The sequence below is a fragment of the Kitasatospora sp. P5_F3 genome (assembly GCF_054049135.1).
This window is the reverse complement of record NZ_JBFUMY010000006.1, coordinates 63088-80099: the sequence shown is the minus strand read 5'-3', so window position 1 is coordinate 80099 and position 17012 is coordinate 63088. Positions and strand designations below refer to the sequence as shown.

At 63.9% G+C, this 17012-nt stretch carries 20 protein-coding genes and 1 pseudogene; 6 read left to right on the top strand and 15 right to left on the bottom strand.

Going from position 1 to position 17012, the window contains the following annotated elements:
* Positions 1–48 precede the first annotated feature (48 nt).
* From ACXJMZ_RS04815 to ACXJMZ_RS04795, 5 genes are all read right to left on the bottom strand, one after another.
* Entirely contained in the window at positions 49–795 is a 747-nt protein-coding gene (locus tag ACXJMZ_RS04815) for a replication-relaxation family protein (RefSeq protein WP_457028730.1), read from the bottom strand.
* Positions 796–968: 173 nt separating this feature from the next.
* On the bottom strand, positions 969–3194 hold the full coding sequence (locus ACXJMZ_RS04810; RefSeq protein ID WP_457028729.1) for a type IV secretory system conjugative DNA transfer family protein: 2226 nt from the start codon (positions 3192–3194) through the stop codon (positions 969–971).
* Positions 3188–3373, bottom strand: a complete 186-nt coding sequence (locus tag ACXJMZ_RS04805) for a hypothetical protein (protein ID WP_457028728.1) — start codon at positions 3371–3373, stop codon at positions 3188–3190. The genes ACXJMZ_RS04810 and ACXJMZ_RS04805 overlap by 7 nt, the downstream gene beginning before the upstream one ends.
* A 149-nt stretch (positions 3374–3522) precedes the next feature.
* Positions 3523–3696, bottom strand: a complete 174-nt coding sequence (locus ACXJMZ_RS04800) for a hypothetical protein (RefSeq protein ID WP_457028727.1) — start codon at positions 3694–3696, stop codon at positions 3523–3525.
* Between the two features lie 264 nt (positions 3697–3960).
* The gene (locus tag ACXJMZ_RS04795; protein ID WP_457028726.1) at positions 3961–4254 is read right to left on the bottom strand and encodes a hypothetical protein; all 294 of its coding nucleotides are present in this window, start codon (positions 4252–4254) and stop codon (positions 3961–3963) included.
* Positions 4255–4413: 159 nt separating this feature from the next.
* On the opposite strand from ACXJMZ_RS04795, the gene ACXJMZ_RS04790 reads away from it, so the two are divergent.
* The gene (locus ACXJMZ_RS04790; RefSeq protein ID WP_457028725.1) at positions 4414–5484 is read left to right on the top strand and encodes a hypothetical protein; all 1071 of its coding nucleotides are present in this window, start codon (positions 4414–4416) and stop codon (positions 5482–5484) included.
* Between the two features lie 201 nt (positions 5485–5685).
* On the opposite strand, the gene ACXJMZ_RS04785 is transcribed toward ACXJMZ_RS04790, so the two are convergent.
* Positions 5686–6735, bottom strand: coding sequence for a hypothetical protein (locus ACXJMZ_RS04785; RefSeq protein ID WP_457028724.1), 1050 nt, complete (start codon positions 6733–6735; stop codon positions 5686–5688).
* 425 nt (positions 6736–7160) lie between these two features.
* Between ACXJMZ_RS04785 and ACXJMZ_RS04780 the strand changes: the two genes are divergently transcribed.
* The 4 genes from ACXJMZ_RS04780 to ACXJMZ_RS04765 all read left to right on the top strand — a co-directional run bounded on the left by ACXJMZ_RS04780 (position 7161) and on the right by ACXJMZ_RS04765 (position 9090).
* On the top strand, positions 7161–7373 hold the full coding sequence (locus tag ACXJMZ_RS04780; RefSeq protein ID WP_457028723.1) for a hypothetical protein: 213 nt from the start codon (positions 7161–7163) through the stop codon (positions 7371–7373).
* On the top strand, positions 7357–7875 hold the full coding sequence (locus tag ACXJMZ_RS04775; RefSeq protein ID WP_457028722.1) for a DUF6879 family protein: 519 nt from the start codon (positions 7357–7359) through the stop codon (positions 7873–7875). Before ACXJMZ_RS04780 ends, ACXJMZ_RS04775 begins: the two co-directional genes overlap by 17 nt.
* The gene (locus ACXJMZ_RS04770) at positions 7862–8707 is read left to right on the top strand and encodes a helix-turn-helix domain-containing protein (protein WP_457028721.1); all 846 of its coding nucleotides are present in this window, start codon (positions 7862–7864) and stop codon (positions 8705–8707) included. The genes ACXJMZ_RS04775 and ACXJMZ_RS04770 overlap by 14 nt, the downstream gene beginning before the upstream one ends.
* An 80-nt stretch (positions 8708–8787) precedes the next feature.
* A complete protein-coding gene (locus tag ACXJMZ_RS04765) occupies positions 8788–9090 on the top strand; it encodes a hypothetical protein (RefSeq protein ID WP_457028720.1) in 303 nt (100 codons plus the stop codon).
* Positions 9091–9322: 232 nt separating this feature from the next.
* On the opposite strand, the gene ACXJMZ_RS04760 is transcribed toward ACXJMZ_RS04765, so the two are convergent.
* Positions 9323–10537 (bottom strand): hypothetical protein, encoded by a 1215-nt coding sequence (locus ACXJMZ_RS04760; protein ID WP_457028719.1) that lies wholly within the window; start codon positions 10535–10537, stop codon positions 9323–9325.
* A gap of 409 nt (positions 10538–10946) precedes the next feature.
* Between ACXJMZ_RS04760 and ACXJMZ_RS04755 the strand changes: the two genes are divergently transcribed.
* Positions 10947–11156, top strand: coding sequence for an Lsr2 family DNA-binding protein (locus ACXJMZ_RS04755; RefSeq protein WP_457028718.1), 210 nt, complete (start codon positions 10947–10949; stop codon positions 11154–11156).
* 58 nt (positions 11157–11214) lie between these two features.
* Here ACXJMZ_RS04755 and ACXJMZ_RS04750 read toward each other — a convergent pair whose 3' ends face one another.
* The 8 genes and pseudogenes from ACXJMZ_RS04750 to ACXJMZ_RS04715 form a co-directional block, all read right to left on the bottom strand.
* Positions 11215–11748: a hypothetical protein gene (locus ACXJMZ_RS04750; RefSeq protein ID WP_457028717.1), complete on the bottom strand. Its 534-nt coding sequence runs from the start codon at positions 11746–11748 to the stop codon at positions 11215–11217.
* Between the two features lie 591 nt (positions 11749–12339).
* A pseudogene (locus ACXJMZ_RS04745) lies at positions 12340–12432 on the bottom strand.
* Between the two features lie 132 nt (positions 12433–12564).
* On the bottom strand, positions 12565–12861 hold the full coding sequence (locus ACXJMZ_RS04740; protein WP_457028716.1) for a hypothetical protein: 297 nt from the start codon (positions 12859–12861) through the stop codon (positions 12565–12567).
* 1313 nt (positions 12862–14174) lie between these two features.
* Positions 14175–14705, bottom strand: a complete 531-nt coding sequence (locus tag ACXJMZ_RS04735; protein WP_457028715.1) for an RICIN domain-containing protein — start codon at positions 14703–14705, stop codon at positions 14175–14177.
* Positions 14706–14761: 56 nt separating this feature from the next.
* Positions 14762–14950 carry a hypothetical protein gene (locus tag ACXJMZ_RS04730; RefSeq protein WP_457028714.1) on the bottom strand — a complete coding sequence of 63 codons (189 nt, stop codon included), beginning with the start codon at positions 14948–14950 and terminating at the stop codon, positions 14762–14764.
* 87 nt (positions 14951–15037) lie between these two features.
* On the bottom strand, positions 15038–15175 hold the full coding sequence (locus ACXJMZ_RS04725) for a hypothetical protein (RefSeq protein ID WP_457028713.1): 138 nt from the start codon (positions 15173–15175) through the stop codon (positions 15038–15040).
* A gap of 69 nt (positions 15176–15244) precedes the next feature.
* Positions 15245–16069: a hypothetical protein gene (locus tag ACXJMZ_RS04720; RefSeq protein ID WP_457028712.1), complete on the bottom strand. Its 825-nt coding sequence runs from the start codon at positions 16067–16069 to the stop codon at positions 15245–15247.
* 97 nt (positions 16070–16166) lie between these two features.
* The gene (locus ACXJMZ_RS04715; RefSeq protein WP_457028711.1) at positions 16167–16970 is read right to left on the bottom strand and encodes an SDR family oxidoreductase; all 804 of its coding nucleotides are present in this window, start codon (positions 16968–16970) and stop codon (positions 16167–16169) included.
* Positions 16971–17012 lie beyond the last annotated feature (42 nt).

The window sequence follows — 17012 nt, the reverse complement described above, 5'->3', positions numbered from 1 at the left end:
CCTCGTTACGTCACCGAGTATCTACCATTGGGTAACCAAAGTAAACGTTTAGGATTTTCGTTCCAATTCCGAAGCCAAAAACAGCGAAGCGTCTTTATCCAGGGTCACGGCGACCAGCTCCCCGGCCGGGGCTGGCAGTCGCCGCACCATGGTCTCTACGGCCTGCTGCCGGGCCGTGGTCGGCACCGTGACGAGCACCCGAGGCATAAGCCCAGCCGGGCCACGCTGGCCGGTACGGGCGAAGTCCACGTAGGCCGTGAGCTTGCGCCGTAGCGTCGGCAGGCTTTCCGTTGCCCGGTCGATCTCGACCCACCAGGCATCGTCATGGCTCGGGGCCGACAGCAGCACGAAGGCGTCAGGCTTGAGCCACGCGCCGTAGGCGTCCCGCCACCAGCAGGCCGGTTCGCCTTGGAAGGTGGCCAGCTGCAACCGGCCTGCTCGCGCTTGTTCGGCCAGGCCGACATACAGCTCAGTCACGGCCAACAGGTGCCGCCAGAAGCGTTCGCCGGGCAGCTCACGGCGGCGGGCCGGAGTGTGGGCCAGCCGGTGGCCAGTCGGGCCAAGGGCATAGACAAGGCCGCTGGAGCCTGCCCGCACCCCACCCACGCGGCGGTCGAGCGTGACCAGCACACCCCACGACACGAGCCGACTCAGCACCCGCCGCCGCACGACCGGCTGACTGCCGGTTGTGAGATTTTCAAAGTGCAGCCGTTCGAGGTGAGCCCCCGAAGCCAGACGCAGGGTGGTGAGCGTCTGGATCACCGCCCAGTCGCGGTCACTCAGGCCGTCGCGCACCCACTCGGCATGGGCCGCCTGGTCGCGGGCCGGGCGGCCGGTGACGACTCTGCTGCCGAATGAAGGCAGAGAGGCAGAGTTTCGGCGGGCGTAGTGGAAGCGAGGCCGCTCTGGGTAGGGGCAAGCAGGACTTGGCACTCGACGCGACCACAACAGCGACCGCAATACTGGCGTCACGGCGTCACCTCCTCATTCGAGTGCTGCCGCCGACCCAGCCGGCCGGGGGCCGACAGGTGGATACGAGCCGTTAGGTCGGCTTCAACGTCGGCGCGGTTGCGGCCGAAACGCTGCTGGCTAAGCCGGGCCAGCTCGGCCGCCTCTCGGATGGGTTCGGCCAGACGACGAGTCCGGCCAGTCACAGGTGCCACGGTCTCGCCGTGAACGGTGGCGCGTAGGGCCACCTCGTGGGCATCCAGACCCATCAGGTCGTCAGCCGACAAGGCCGGAGCGAAGCGCCGTTCGAGCAGCCTGGCATCGTCGTACTCGACCTGGAAGACCACCTGCGACCGCACCGTGCCGAGCACGGCGGTTCGGATGCTGTCGGGCAACTGCGCCAAATATTGGTTGGCCAGCACCGCCCCGACGCCCAGGCCGCGGGCTTGGCTCAGCAGGTCGGCCAGGCCGTCGCTGAGCCGCACGACGTCTTGGAACTCGTCTAGGTACAGGAAGTAGGGCTGCCGCTGGTCGGCTGGTGTGGCGACGCGCCCAAGGGCAGCCTGCCAGAAGGCCGACACCAAGAGCGATCCCACGAGCTGGCTCGTCTCGGTGCCTAGCTTGCCCTTGGCCAGCGATACCAACACGATCTTGCGTTGCCGGATGGCTGCCGCCAGGTCGAGCCCCTGACTCTGGCCAAGCATGAGCCGGGTCGGCGTGCGCATGGTGAACGCCCGCAGCTTGTTGTTGACCGGGCCGATGTGCTGGAGCCGTTCGCCCTCACTCATGCCGTCGAACCACCGCCAGTAGTCGCGCAACACCTGCGGCAGGCCGGGATGGGCCGCCGCATACCGGCGCAGCGCTGGGTTGGTCAGCAGCTCCGACACCTCCGCCAAGGTGAAGGCCGAGCCGTTGGGAGCCGGGACGCTGACCAGCGTCAGCAGGGCAGCCCGGAGGATGTCGTCGGTACGTGGCCCCCAGAACGCCCGGTAGAGGTCGCGGAAAATGTGCAGTACCTGGTCGGCAACGAGCTCACGGACGTGTTCCGGGGCGCCCGGCGCCACCGCCAGCGGGTTGAAGCCGATTGGCTGAGCTGTCTCGCTGGGGTCGAGCACCACCACGCGGTCGGCCGCCTCGTGCGGTAGCCGAGCCAAGATATCTTCGACCAGGTCGCCCTTGGGGTCGATCAAGAACAGGCCGTAACCGGCTGCGGCATCGGCAACTGCCAAGTTGGCTATAAGCGTTGACTTGCCCACGCCGGTCGGCCCCACCGCATAGAGGTGACGCAACCGGTCTTCAAACCGGATGGCGAGCGGCCGAGGCAACACACCAGGGTAGTTACTGTCGGCCAACACGCTGCCGCCACCGCTTGGTACGGCTCCGGCTGGCAGTTGCCGGGCGCGGCCAACACTCAGGCCGGGCAACTGCACCTGGCCGTGAGGCAGGCCGAGTAGCCCACCGGCTTCATCGACATTAACCACCACCGGCCAAGCCGCCACCGGCAAGGCCCGAGCCGCCAGCCGACCACCCACCACGCGACTCGGCAGCATGCGCCGACGCAGCGAAACGCCCGGCGCATCCAGCATCCGAAATGTGGCCGTGACAGCGCCCAGCAAGGTGTGAGCGCGGCCGGGGGTGTGAGCCATGGCCCCAAGACGAACTGACAGACCGACGAGCGGTTGCCGATGTTTGATCTTTTCGGCCTGACGTAGCTCAGCCGCCGGATCGGTGTTGGGCCGGGGGTGGGGCGTAGGCAGACCCGTAAGTAGGTACTGCACTCGGATCGCTTCGCCAGAGCGAACCGTGTTCAAGGCGGCCAGCAGCGCCGCCGACGTAGTGGCCGCACGGTCGACGGCCAGGGGCCGGGACAGGTTCGTCAGCCGGAGTTCGGTCGCTGCCTGCTGGTAGGCCTTGGCGGGCTGGTAGTCGGCAGCCTCCACCAGCCGAAGCCGAGGCAGCAGCGCTTGCGTTCTCGCCAGCACTGCCGCCCGGTCGGCTTCTGGTACGAGTAGGTAGTGCGTAATACCCATCGGGGTACTCACAATTTCCAGCCCAACCGGCACCCGGAGCGACCCGAGGCCACTCAACCAGGCGGTTATTTCTTCGTGGCCGAGACCACGCGGGAAGCGAACCGACAACGCCACCAGCGATCGTTGCCAACGGTGAGCCTTGGCCAGCCGCCCACCGAGCAGAATGGCCAAGGCTCCAAACCCGAAGACGAGTACGAGGAGAGCGGCCGTCAGCATGACGACTGCTCCTCGTCAGTCCCCGACGAGTCTGCCGCAGGCGTGCCCGCCTCCTCGGCTCGTCTGCGAGCCCGCTCACGCAGGCGCTCCTCGACGAGCAGCGCCAGGATGCGCGTAAAGCTCTTCTGGTCGAATGGTTGCTGCTGGCCTTCGATGTGCCAGCCTTGTTGATGTGCCATGGTAAATACCCCCTTTCGCTTCTAAAACTGGGTGCCGAAATCGGTGAGCGAAAGGTTCGCCAGAGACTTCAGCCCCTCTCTTGTCGTTATCTGTTAACAGGAGTTAACAGTCAAGCAGCGGAGGAATGGGCGGCAGTGGAAAGCGAAATTCACCGCCGCCGGATTGCGGCCCAGAACACGCCCAGCACCACGGCCAGGCTGATCAGTAGCGGCGTGAGGGGTGCGAGCAGCGCCCAGGCCACCCGCGCCCCTACCGCAATGCCGACCAGGAGCAGGGCCGCCTTAGCGGCCTGCTCCAGTACCGAGTTGTGTTCACTGGTCATCTCGATCACGCTTCCGCTCGGCCAGCCGCAGCATGGCTTCTGACGCTCGCCAGTGCTGCCGGGCCAGGTCTAGCCCAACCTGGAAAGCGGCCCAATCGGCCCGCAGAACTTCCTGACGAACGTGCCACCGCAGCCGCCTACTGGCGTACCAGCGCTGTCCCGCAGCCCAATGCCGCCGCGCCATCCCGGAGTCCACGTAGCCCCAGCCGCCCAGCACAGCTGCCGCCAGCAGGCAGAACATGACGAGGCACACCAAGCGCCCGATCACGACGCACACCCCAGCCGGCGAATCCGGTTACGGGTCACCACCACGAAGTCGTGCAGCATCCCGGCGTAGTCGTCGGCCTCGATGGGGTCGGACGCCGCGTACCCAGCCGCCAGCACCGACAGCATGTTGGCGCGGCTCATGCCGTCCTGCGTCGCCCAGGCAGCAGCCTGAATCCAGGCCGCGGTGACCAGCCCGGCCGCCGCCGCCTCATCCACTCGACGCTGTACGTCGCGCGGTGGCCGCTTGTACAGCGGCTCCAGGTCGCGGGGTTGGCGCTCCAGCTCAGACATGGCGGGTACCTCCCTTCTTGCTTCGGTGTTGTTTCTCTACGAGGGCACGTGCACAGTGGAAGCAGGGGCAACCGGGAACAAACGTCTTTGTTCGTCCTTGCCGAAGACATAGAGGGCCTTGCGTCCTACGATTAGGCTGTTAACTATGAGGTTTGTTGTATGGAGAAATTTTCCGTACCCGAGCAAGCCCAGTCGTACGTCGATGCCCTGCGCGACCTACTTCAGACAGGCGTGAGCGCGGCGCCCAAGCTCGACCAATCGCCCTTGATTGATCTGCCGATTGCGACATTAAGGACTGGGCGAGGGGCTTCACCGGCGGTCAGAGCCGATGAATTCACTCGTCAGCTTGAGGAAGTCGTCAGCCAGGAACTCAAAGGCAAGGACCGGGAAGGCGCGCAACTGCTCTTTGGCTTGGGCCATTATTCCGGCTTGCCAGCTCGCAAGCGCTACGAGCAGGTTGCGGCCTTGTTTGATAAGACCTGGACCTGGGAGAATTACCGTAAAGAGCCACTGACGCGTCTGCTTTTTGCCGTGTACCTAGCTTTGTGGCGCAAGGGAGAGCGAATGAAGTTCACCCCGGCCGGCCCGGCCGAGCTAGCCCTTCAATCCGACCCGGTTGATCTGCCCGTCGGCGGCGACTACGTCCTTGACTCCTACGAGCTGTTCTACAATCTGCCCAGTCAGCCGGGTGCGCCACGAGAAGCCCTCACGATTCGAGAAATCCGAGCCACACGAGATGGCGTGCAGACTTGGCGGCAAAGCACGCGCTGGTGGGGTGAGGGTGATGAAGGCGAGCTGCCGAAGCTAGTGCTCTTTGGTCCTGGCGAGTTGTCGATAACCCACGACAACAGATTCACGCATAAGACTGAGGCGGCGCGGCTGTTCGTGGCGGAGATCAAGTTTCCCAAGCCGCTGACGGCTAACGAAACCACTGGCTTCGCGATTTATCGCCAGCACGGTGGCTCAGCGGAGGAAATCGTTCGCAAGGGGTGGCATGACAAGGTCGGTCTCGATAATCTAGTGACGCCGACCGCGGAGGCGAGCGTGCACATCCGCTTCCCTGAGCATGCAAGGCCGAGACATGTTTGGCACTACGAGGACATCCCCGACTGGCTGAAGCCTGGAGTGGTGACGGATGGAAACATGATTCCCATTGAATCTGGTTACGCCAGCTTTGGCTGGACAAGCCTACGACTTGGCTACTGCTACGGCATCGCCTGGGAGTGGTAGTAGCTCACCCTGTGTATCGCCGCCTAGAAAGGAATCGGCAAGTGCAAGCCTTCCTTGATCACCAAGAAGTAGCTCCGTGGACCGTGCTGCTGGGCGGTTCGGACGGTAACGGGGGTGATGACGGCGGCGAGGACGATGGAGGCAATGATGACGGCGGAGGTGACTCCCAGGGCAGCGGGGATGACGGCGGCGAAGAATAAATTATTTTGGTCTATTTGATGGATTGTCGGCTGCAGCCTGTATCGCAGAGTCAGGGTGACTAGCATCTGGCGTTCCACCTGTGCCGGCAGGCGGAATGGGTGCCCAGCTAATGAGCGTTACCTGGCCTGGGAAATTGCATGTGTCGGGTGCGCTATCAATGGATATTATCTGCTGGTCCGCATGGTCGAATCGGTATGCATTTTCCTGCCCACCCTCGTTCGGGTGCTTTATTTTAAACTCGAAGTGGCGGGCGGCATCGCCCGAGATTTCATAATGGAACCTTTCGGTGACAGCGCGAATTCGAAGTGGTATGAAATCGGAATTAGGGTAGATTGTTGCCGACTTATTGACCAGATACGTCTTTCCTATCGGCACTGTTGCGCTCTCGGGATAATATCGCGATAGCTCTTCTTCTCCAGCCTTAACTCTTCTGATCTGCTCTGTATTCATTTCCCATTGGGAGTTTTCTAGGTCTGGAACGTCAAGCTTCCAGCCAGTGTGAAATGATTCGTGCGGTGGCGCCGATTTCATTAGCCATAGGCCGACCTCGGGGTGAAAATCGGGCTCATCCAAATTGAACCCCCGAGAGTGGGCTTCAAGTTCAACTTTGAGTTGACTCTGATTTGAATCGGGGACCCAGGAAAACCTGATTTTCCAGGTCACGCTCCTATAATATTCCTTGCTTTGGGCCAAATCTGTGATGGCCTTTCGCATTGCTGAGGGAGCGTTCTTTCGCTGAACCGCCCACCAAAGCTCTTCGCCCATCTGGGTTGCATACCACCATCTCATGTAGGGTTCGACCAGTGCGGCAACAACGAACGCTATGAGCAATGCTGCACCTAGGCCTCCCAAAATACCCTCTAGGGCCCGAACAAGTTGATGTTGCCAGCCCTTCGTCTCCGGCAGGTCTAAGAGCGCCGCTCCTATGATCAGAGCTGTGCCAAGCCAGAAAGTGCGACCAAGAAATGCCAGGAAGGCATCCTCATGGTCATCTTTAGAGGATTTCTTGAACGGGTTTCGGCCAAGGCTCTTAATGATCATAATGGGCATGAAGAACTCCCTGAAAAAACAAGACACCTGCCAGCTTGGGCAGGTGTCTAGGTTTTGGGAAGGAAGACTAGATCTCCATGGGTGCTCCTTTTATTCCCTAAGATCATTTTACGCCTCCCTTGTCGGATGCAACAAGGGCCACGGCGGGTAGTGAGTTCGATTCGGGCTGTTACGACCCGGAGGGTTTGGCTGTGACAACTCCCATCATTGATCGAGGGCAGCAAGATTGCACGTCGAGCTGACCACTTCAAGACGCTTAACAATGTTGATCTTCAGAGGTTAACTTCGTGGGCCTTGGACTAGCAGGCCCGGGACTGATCACGCCCTGTCTATGCAGGAACGCGACTAGCCCGCCCGAGCCCCTTGTGACCGGACGTGTCGGCTCCGTAACGTGCTGCCCACGACCTACTACAGGGGGTGCTGGTGTGAAGCTGACCATGATCGCCGGAGGGCCGTGCCGCAGCGAGGGCGACGACAAGTGCGGCAACGGCGACTGTCCGACCATCTTCACCACTGACGAGCCGGGCACCATCGCGGTGCAGGGCTACACGCTGGAGCACACGACGCCGGACGGCGAGGCCGTCGTGACCATCCCCGAGGCCGTGCTGAGGGAGGCCGTCCGTGCTCTTGGACGGTGAGGAGTGGCAGGGCTACTTCCGTAGCTTCAAGCGCTCAGCGTTCCGCCTGGAGACCCACCAGGTCTACACGATGCCCGGTGAAGTCGAGACCCTGCGCAGCTTCCTGGCCGATGAGCCGCAGCCGGCCGGGTTCAACGCCGACTGGCACCAGACCATTCGTGACCACGCGGCGGCCGGTCGGACGATGCAGCGGGCCAAGCTGGTGCGGCTGCCGCTGACCGACTACAGCCGCTACCTGTTCGACTGGTGCATCCCCGGCAACGTGGCGGCCGGTGAGGACTACCGCATCCTCGACCTGACCGAGCGCGTCGTTGACCTGCCGCAGCAAGACTTCTGGCTGTTCGATGAGTCCGTGGTGGTGCACCTGAACTACCGGCCGGACGGGACACAGATCAACCGCACCTTGATCGAGAACCCCGACCTGTCGCAGTACCTCGGGTGGCGCGACCTGGCGTTGGCCGAGGCCGTCCCCTACGCCGAGTGGCACCGTGCTCGAACCTGACCACCACGGACGGCAGCGTCAAGACCTGGCGGAGGCTCTGCGGAGTCTCCGCCAGGCTGCTGGGCTGTCCGGGGAGCGGTTGGCCGTGCGGTGCGCCATGAGCCAGGCCAAGATCAGCCGAATTGAGACCGGCAAGGTGCTGCCGTCGGTGATCGACGTCGAACGCATCTTGGCGGCGCTCGACGTGCCCGAGGAAGTCGCCCGTGAGTTGCTGGCACTAACCCGTACCGCCAACGTCGATTACACCGCCTGGCGCACGTATGCCCGATTGGGGCTATACCAAAAGCAGGCCGAGCTTAAGGCGCTGGAGGAATCCTCCACCCTGATGCGGCACTTCTTGCCCGCCGTGCCGACCGGCCTGCTGCACGTGCGTGAATACGCCACCGCCACGCTAACGCCGACGGTAAAAGGCGAACCAGCCCGCGATGTGGCTCGGGTAGTCCAGGCGCGACTCGACCGCCAAGCCGTGTTTGACGAGCCATCACGCCGATTTATTTTCCTGCTAACTGAGCAGGCCGTACGCTGGCGGCGAGCCGGCCCCGAGGTTATGGCGGCCCAGGCCGAGCATATGGCGGCGGTAGCCGAGAAGCCCAACGTCGAGATTGCGGTCATTCCACAGTCGGCCGAGGTGAAGGGCATCCCGCTCAACGTTTTCGTGGTCTACGACGACCGACTGGTGACGGTTGAGCTGTTCTCGGGTGAGGTCGTGTTGCGCAACCCGCAGGACGTGAGTTATCACATTGAGCTATTTGATCTTTTCCTGAGCCATGCCCTGACGGGTGAGGCCGCGGTGGCATTTCTGCGGCAGTGTGCTGAGGACTTTATGCGGTAACGCGACTGAGCGTGGACGCTGGTCTTGGGTGCCCCTACGGTTGGTTTACTGGCAGCCGACACCCAATCGCAGGGGGAGCAGTGACCTGGATTTCGCTCATGCCGGAGTCGCCTCGTAAAGCTTCGGGCTTCACCGTGTCCATTGAGGATATTACCGCTCCGGCCACGTTCGCGCGCCTGTCGGATGGTTTGGCGGCCTTGTGGGAGAGCCTGCGGGTGCTGCCACTGGGAAATACGCAGTACGAAGCGTATCGATATTTCTTCGGGCCGGGCGTCGAGGAGCGCGTTACCGAATTTCTGAACCGTGATGGCGATCTCGTGTTGTCATTCGCGCTAGATGGCCGGTCTTACGCGGTTCGCGTTGAGCGCGCTTCTGGCAACTGACATGCTGGCAACCATCGATCGTGTCTTTCCTCTACCTGACCCGCAAGCCAAGGCCGGATGTATGGACTGCCAGAGGTTCGTCAGGCTTCGCCGTGTGGCCCGTGAATCGGGCAACTTCAGCGCCGCCTCTGATGCCAATGTCCTGATGCGCAAGCACCAGCAGGCGAGGCATTGATACGCAAACCCCAGCATCCGACTCTCGCGGGATGCTGGGGGTTCGTTCATGCGCTAGCTAGCGAGACGAGTTCAAGAAGGTGTACGGATTCCAATGGTAAAGCCGCCACTCGCCAGGGAACGTCGATGAGGTGGGCTCGCCGCTCGCATCCTCGTACATCCACCTCATTCGCCCGGTCACGTTGGTGTTATCCGCGAAACCTAGCTCAACCGTCACCATGCAGGTTGCCGGTGCAAACTGGTCAATGGCTGTGATCTTCTGGGTCACAAGCCTGTACGGGGAATACTCGTGATTCACCAACCGAGGAAGTACGGCCCCATGTGCTTTTTGCACTTCCATTGAGATTGCTCGGGTCATCTCGCCGTAGTTCTTCCGCTCCCAGGCGGCGAGGAACTGGCTAACAGCTACCGTAACCAGATGATCGGCAAAGCCGTCCTCACCTGGCAGGAGTTGAGATGGCTGAAAAGCCTCATTGGCTCGTTTCCGCTTGTCGTTCTCTACAAGCTGTGCAATCAGTTCCCTCCAGCTCGTCTGAGCGGGGGCCGGCCGCTTCTCCTTAAGGGTTGCATTGGCCCAGTCGACAACCGCGAATAGTCGGTTCCATGCCTTGGTCGCAACTACGATATTGTCGTAATTGAGTTGGCTCCCATGCACGATGCCGTTGCGGTACAGCTCATAAATGGGCTCTTCATTAGGGGTACTCTTGGCCCTGGTGAATGTCTTATGCGCGTTAGTCAGACCCATGTGGTGTCCGACGACGCTATCCCAAGCCTTCAGCTCTTCAGCTTCTCGGGCATGCAGCCCTCGCCGGACGGTTTCAAACTCATTCACGAACCCGTCCATCACGCTCAAGAGCACATGAATACATGCGTAGTAGCGCTCACAGAAGTAGTCCTCCTGGGCCTTAATGAGAAGGCCATTCCTCTTATCCAGGGCGGGGTGCCCTCTCAGCCTGCGCAGGAGAAAAGTGAGGTTGTCCGGGTTGTTGTAATGGGCCATCAGGCCCGCTTCAACCTCGCTGGGGTCGGACGTCGAGGCCAACAGTTCGGCGATATGATCAACTGGCAGCGCCTCGTGAAAAATCCAGTTTCTCGGCCCGAGGACACGGTAAAAGTTGTCCACGGTGTCGCCCAAGGAGCGAATTTTGAGTTCAAGCTCCTTCAGCCGCTTACGTTCATCCTTAGGAATCAGCAAGCGCCAGGCTTTGAGCCCTTTAAGCTGCCGCTGCATCTCCACGAAGCTAGGGAGATCATGTGCCGATTCGTAGTCCATTTCCTCATGGTACGGCTCCGGCTGTGCAAATACTAGCGACTTGAAGCCTGTCGGTGTTGAGCTATCAAATCTGCTGGCATCCAGACAGGCTGGGGCTGCGCCAGCGTTGCTGCTAACCGCAAGGGCCGGGTGCCAGCGTCTCGTGATATGAAGGAGCCCAAGGATTCCAATCCGCCGTTGCTTGCATTCTAAATTCATTCCGCTACAAAAGGTCATGGCAGTCTTCGCCCCCTACTCTTAGAGAGGAAGACCGTGTCATGGCTACTAAGCTGGTCAAAATAGATGACCTCGACCAACGCACCGAGGGTGCCGAGGAAACCATGTTTGGCCTAGCCGGCGAGTTCTGGAACTAGACCTCGCCGCTGCCAACACCAAGAAGCTGCGCGAAGCGCTCGCGCCCTTCATTAAGGTGGCAGCACCTATCACGGCTAAAGAAGCCGCCCGCTGGATACCCAGCGCGTCCGCACATTCGGTCGTCGATGACGACCCTGCCACGGTTCGGAGCTGGGCTCTGAGCCAGGGCTACAAGATCGGCGAAAAGGGCCGTGTGCCGGAGGATATCCGGCGGGCTTACCTCGCCGCCCACACTGAGGCCAATGCCTCCGGTGCTTCTGGCTAACGGAAGTGCTTAGCAGAACACCCCAGGCTCTTTCGAGAGCTTGGGGTGTTTATCTTAATCAAAGACTGCCGCGCATCTCGTGCAGCGTGCAGACAATCCAAGGTGCGTGTTGCTTAAACTGGTGCTGCTGGATGATGGTGGCGTAGGGATATGTCGAGTAGAACGAGCTATGGCCTGGTGCCACCAGCTCGACACCAAACCCATAGCCGAACTCGGCGGGCGCAAGTACTGTGTCTGGAATAAGCATCACGTCGTCAAAGTCTGCCGCGACGCACGGGCGGTTGATGGCCCGACCATCTCCAGTCCGCAGTGCGGTCGTGATAATCGTCTCGGCGCCACTGAAGCCACCGGTCGGGGGCTGACGCCGCCGAAGCGGAAACACCCTGCGATTAAAATGCTTGTGAGCCAGTTGGCCCGAGGCGTGATAGCTAGAGTGCGACATGAACTCAGGGCGCGTCACAAAGTTCACGTATACGTCGCCAGCTGGAGCACGGCAGACAAGCAAAAACTCGAAAAGGTCGCCATTATCATCTACGGCGATGGCGTAGTGCTCGCGGCACTTCGTCTTTGCGTCATACCAAAGATCACCCATAGATTCAGGCTAGGCCGCACCGATCCTGGACACCTCCGCGGCGCTAAGGGGCCTTGACAGTGCGTAGCGACTGGGCACACTCGGTATGTCTTTGAGTATCCCGCTGGACAAGAAAGCCCCTGCCCGGACGAACCAGACAGGGGCACAAGCTGCCCGTCCAAGGTAACTCAAGCGGGTAGCAGGGACGGTGCTGACCGCGAGGTGAGCACCAGCGCGGCAAGGGTCTACCCCTCGTCGTGTTGGCGATCTTCGATGGCCCACCGAGCGAGCTGCTTGCGCACGTAAGAGCGCAGAACGGCGTTCGAGTTCGCTCGGCTTAGGGCCACCAACCCGACTGTTCACGAGTCTGACTCGTGAATGGTCACGAAATCCCGTCCGATCCTTGTGATCGGGCGGGATTTCTGCGTTGTGCGGGCTTGTTCGAGGTGCTGTGCGATCTTGGTGGGCCTTCGCGAGCTTGGTCCAGGGACCTGCGGCGGTGTGACTGGGGTGGTCTGGGATGCGGTGGGCGTCGCTCGCCATTGTGGTCGACTACTGGACCAGCCCGCCACGGACCTGCCGGCCTCAGCCTCAACCCGGGCCTGGCAAGGGCGGAGAGGGCAGGATTCGAACCTGCGCGGACCCGGAGGTCCTGCTCGACCGTCACCGGCCTGGCACCCGATCAGCCGCTCCGGGCACCTCTCCAAGCCTCGGCGGTGGTGCGTACCCCCTCGGCGTGAAACCACTGTGCCCGCACGGCCTGACACCCAGCTGACCCGCCGCTGACACCCGGGGAAAGGGCGGTCCGCRACGATGCGAGGGCCCGTCAGGACGGGTTCAGGCCCCCGGGTTGATGCCCCGCAGGACGTCCCCGGCCTTGAACTGGAGGTCGTCSGCACCCGCACCGGTGAACACGAAGTGGGCACCGTGCGGCGGGTCCACCTCGGTCACCACCGCCTGCGGGGAGCGKCGGATCTCCGCCAGGGCGAGGTCGACCGGACGRCCGTGCCGGCCCACGCAGCGGAAGCGCGCRCCCACCTGAGTGGTCGCCAGGCATCGCACGACGACTGCCAACAGATCGGAACCGGTGCTGTCCACCTGCACGATCTCGACCTTGGGGTGGGGTGCTTCCAACGCCTTCATCATCACGCTGCCAGGGTCTCGGGGRAGGTGTGCACGGATCAGGGCCGACCGCAGAGGGCCAAGACCTGGGGAGGATTCCCCCGGGCCCCGGCCGGGGAGGCTCGGCCGAGATGAGCGCGGCCGCTCTGCTCGACAGCCCTGACGGCTCGGGTCGGACCTGTCGTGCCCGGAATGCTAGACCTGACAGTCGCTCTGGAGAAGGGCTTTGACCTGCAGTCTTTTCGGACGCGAGCATGCCAGGCGCACCCGGCGTACAAGCACTGCACCCGCTCGCCGGTCGCGGCGGCGGCCCCCGGGCCGCGTCCGCCCGACCGGCACTCCGTCCTCAGCAGTCCCCGTAGTACCCGTCGTAGTACGCGGAGAGCCCCGCCACCGAGAAGCCCTCGAACTCACCGCTCGACTCCCCTCCCGCAGCCGCGCCAGAGCCTCCGCCGCAGCCACCGAAGGGTGCACCGCAAGGTACGCCTTCGTCGCGTCGAGGCCGCCTCCGAGCAGGAGTTGGACGTCGATCGAGCACGCGGCGTCGTAGCTCGCCCTCTTCGCGCTCCAGACCACGAGTGCGTCGTCCGCTCCGCCGGAGTTGAACAGCTGGACACAGCAGAGCTTCATCACCTCGGTGTCGCCCTCGCCCTGGCTACGTCGCTCGCGCGCTGTCCGCTCCGCCAGCAGGACCCGGCCTTCGCAACGAACGGCAGGCTCTCGCCGTTGCCGGAGGTGACCGTTCCCGGGATCGGCACCTCGGCGAACCTTACGGCGGGATCGCGGCGGTGGTCCCCGGTCTCCACGGGAGTTCCCGGCTTGACGCGATCATGGGGCGCCTCCTCGGGGATGGATGTGGCGGATCAGTACCGTCCGAGCTCGCTCGGCGGTGACGATGCTCCTTCTCCATTGGGGGCACGCTCCACAGGCGCTGACTACCGTCCGACGGCCGAAATCATCTGTTCGGGAGCGTCACAACGCGTTCGTGGCTCGCTGTTGTCTGCGTCCAGCTGCCTGGGGAGATCACTAGTAGACCGGTCCATGAGAGTGGGGTCTGACCGCCGCCACGACCGTTGGCCAGCGAATTCACGGCCGGCGCGGGAAGCGATCACCGACGCCCTGGGAAGCGATCTGCGAACCGTTCGTTCCGCAGCAGGTCTGCCCCACTCGTGAACACCCCACCAACCCGTTGTGCGGGCTAGTTCGAGGTGCTGCGCGAGCGTGGCCCAGGGGTGTCTGTAACGGTGTTTCGGGTGGCCCGGACGCCCGAGGGCTCAGGCCGAAGCCGGACGGCGTTGTTGCAGGGCGCCGTCCGGCTTCCGGGGTCAGTGGTTCGTTGAGAGGGGGTACCAGATTTGGTTGTTCCCGTTCCAGCAGTCCCACTGCTGGCCGAGAGCGCCGTTGCCGTAGACCCGCCCGTCGATCTCCAGGCACTTGCCGCTGTGGGCGTTCCGCAGGACGTATCCGGTGCCGGGGACATGCGTCCAGGACCACTGCTGGCTGGCGCCACCGGTGCAGCCCCACTGACGGGCGGGAGCGCCGTTGTCGGTGCGCCAGTCTGCGATCTCCAGGCACTTGCCGCTATGGACGTTCACCAGCGACCCCGCAGGACCAGCCGTCAGGCTCCACTGCTGGCTGGCCCCGTAGAGGCAGTCCCACTGGCGGGCGGGGGCGCCGTTGTCGGTGCGCCAGTCTGCGATCTCCAGGCAGTGTGGGCTGCCGGCGTTCCCCAGAACGACGACGTTCGGCACACCGGCCGGGACGGACTGGGTAGCGGCGCCGGCGGTAGGTACGCCAACGCCGATGGTGAGGCCGACACCCAGCAGGGCGGCGGCTATCCGGTTCTTGAGGGCCATGATTGATACCCCGTCAGGGAGAGTGCGAATGGAATGGGCGGGTGCCCGCAGCATGATCACTGGGCAGTCCGAGGGCACACCTTAGCGGTCGTCTCGCGGGCGGACGACGGCGTTTTCTTCACAGCTGGCTCGCGCAGATCGCCGAGCGCGTCGGCTTCGTCGCCCTTGCGGTCACGCTCGGAGAAGGCGGTGCGGATTGCGGCGGTCTCGGCGGAGAACCAGGCCGGAAAGCACCGCTTGGTCACGGGCCGAAGACTCCGTCAACGGTCCAGTAGCCGGCCTCGGACCAGCCGCCATCCGTCCAGGTCCGGCAGCCCCAGGGTGTCTGGCGCTCAGTCGCGGAGCTCGGGCCAGCCGTCCTTGCTCGAGCAGGACTCGTAGTCGTGGCGGGTGAGGCGGTCCCACTCCGTCCCGGTCACCTGCTCGAACGCCTCCTCGTGGACGTAGAGAGGTCTCGATGCCGGCCTCACCGCCGAGAACCCCGACGAGCTGCCAGCACGGCAGGCTGAGTAGCGGGGGAAGTCCGTTGGCCGGCGTCGTCAGTGCTGGTTCTCGTAGTCCGCGACCTTGCCGGAGACGTTCTTGAGGAGTGGTTCGAGCCGGTCGACCAGCTTCTGGAAGTCGGCTGTCCGGCCGTCGGACCACTGGCCGAGGCCAACCACCATCGCTCGGCCCTGGCCGGTGAAGGCCTGGACCATGCCGCTGTCCGGCGGGAGGGTGGCCAGCCCTGAGGCGGGTGGCGGGGCCTGGGCGCCGACTTCGTAGGAGTCGAAGGCGATGCTCAGTTCGGTGACCAGGTGGACTGTGTCGAGGGGGTCCTTCATGGTGAAGACCGCCAGGTTGAACTGGTTGTTCTGGGCGTCCTTGTAGAGCGCCACCTGCTGGCCGACGCAGCCCTTGCTCTCGTTGATCATGGATATCAGCCGGGGGCCGACCGAGTCGGGCTCGGTGCAGTTCGTCAGTGCGGCGGCTCCCACCTTGGTGTACACCGCGCCGGAGCCGTCCTTGACCTCGGCGGGGAAGGCCTCGGCGAGCGCGATCATCGGGCGGGCGGACAGCGGTGCGGGGGATGCGGCGGGTGCAGATGGTGAGGCCGGTGACGAGGACGCCGGAGCAGCGACGCTCTCCTCCTGGTGGTCCGACGGCCCGACGGCCTTGAACGCGAGGAAGGCCAGGGCGGCGGCGGCCAGAGCGGCAGCGGCGTTGCGGGGCCACACCGGCCTGGGCCGCTTCGGGGCGGGCGGCGTGAGGCTGTCGCCCTCCTTGAGGGTCGCTGCCCGGATGAAGTCCTCGTCGAGCGGCACGTTCCACGCCTCATCGCCCGGCCGGTCGGAGCCGGGCGGGGTCCTGTCACTGTTCGGCACCCGCCAACCCTAGTGATCACCGCTGCCCGGCAGGTCACGTCCTGATCACTGTTCGCCGTGCCGGTGTGGGCCTGGTGCTCCGGGCACTGACCGTCCGTCAGCGGGCGACGTGCTCGGCCAGGTACTCCTCCCAGGTCCGCCTGCCCACCGCCCGGTCGGGTGCGGTCAGGGCGCCGGAACGGAAGCCGGCCCCGATCTTCCCCGGGATGAGGACCGGCAGGACGCGACGGCGCTTCCCGGCCGCTCGCAGCCAGTCCTCGGCCAGCCGTTCGGCCGGGTACACGGTGGGTCCGGCCAGGTCGGGCACCCGCCCCCAGCCGCCCGCCGGGGGTGCCCCCCGGCCCGGTTCGCCCACGGCCAACTCGACCAGCCGGTCGGCCACATCGCCCTGGCTCACCGGCTGGCAGGCGGTGCCGGCCGGCACGATGACCACCGGCAGCTTCGACAGGACCCCGAAGGCCAGGTTCAGCAGCTCGGGGAACTGGGTGGCCCGCAGATTGGTCCAGCCGATCCCCGAGGCCGCCAGCAGCCGCTCACCCGCCAGCTTGATCCGGTAGTAGGGGTACGGGATCCGGTCGATGCCGACGATCGAGATGTTGACGATGTGTTCGACCCCGGAGCGCCTGGCCGCCTCCAGCAGGTGCTCGAAGGCCGGGATGTCGTTCTTGAAGTGCCGGATGTCGGTCGCGCAGTGGATGATCGTGCCGACTCCGGCGAACGCCTCGTCCAGCCCGGCGCCGGTGACCAGGTCACCGGTGAACCAGGCCACCCCGGGGTCGTCCGGCAGTGCGGTCCTGCGGGTGAGGGCCCGTACCGGCAACCCGGTGCGGCGCGCCCGGTCCAGCACCTCGCGGCCGAGCACACCCGTCGCACCGGTCACCATGATCGCGTCGTTCTTCATCAGCCACAGCCCTTCTCGTGTTGCCGTCACCGAGGAAGAACC

What these genes read in the sequence shown, in the direction of transcription:
- ACXJMZ_RS04790 (WP_457028725.1), top strand. Translation starts at nt 4,414, where the DNA reads ATGGAGAAATTTTCCGTACCCGAGCAAGCCCAGTCGTACGTCGATGCC.
- ACXJMZ_RS04810 (WP_457028729.1), bottom strand. Translation starts at nt 3,194, where the DNA reads ATGCTGACGGCCGCTCTCCTCGTACTCGTCTTCGGGTTTGGAGCCTTG.
- ACXJMZ_RS04795 (WP_457028726.1), bottom strand. Translation starts at nt 4,254, where the DNA reads ATGTCTGAGCTGGAGCGCCAACCCCGCGACCTGGAGCCGCTGTACAAG.
- ACXJMZ_RS04750 (WP_457028717.1), bottom strand. Translation starts at nt 11,748, where the DNA reads ATGGGTGATCTTTGGTATGACGCAAAGACGAAGTGCCGCGAGCACTAC.
- ACXJMZ_RS04735 (WP_457028715.1), bottom strand. Translation starts at nt 14,705, where the DNA reads ATGGCCCTCAAGAACCGGATAGCCGCCGCCCTGCTGGGTGTCGGCCTC.
- ACXJMZ_RS04785 (WP_457028724.1), bottom strand. Translation starts at nt 6,735, where the DNA reads ATGCCCATTATGATCATTAAGAGCCTTGGCCGAAACCCGTTCAAGAAA.
- ACXJMZ_RS04805 (WP_457028728.1), bottom strand. Translation starts at nt 3,373, where the DNA reads ATGGCACATCAACAAGGCTGGCACATCGAAGGCCAGCAGCAACCATTC.
- ACXJMZ_RS04760 (WP_457028719.1), bottom strand. Translation starts at nt 10,537, where the DNA reads ATGGACTACGAATCGGCACATGATCTCCCTAGCTTCGTGGAGATGCAG.
- ACXJMZ_RS04800 (WP_457028727.1), bottom strand. Translation starts at nt 3,696, where the DNA reads ATGACCAGTGAACACAACTCGGTACTGGAGCAGGCCGCTAAGGCGGCC.
- ACXJMZ_RS04715 (WP_457028711.1), bottom strand. Translation starts at nt 16,970, where the DNA reads ATGAAGAACGACGCGATCATGGTGACCGGTGCGACGGGTGTGCTCGGC.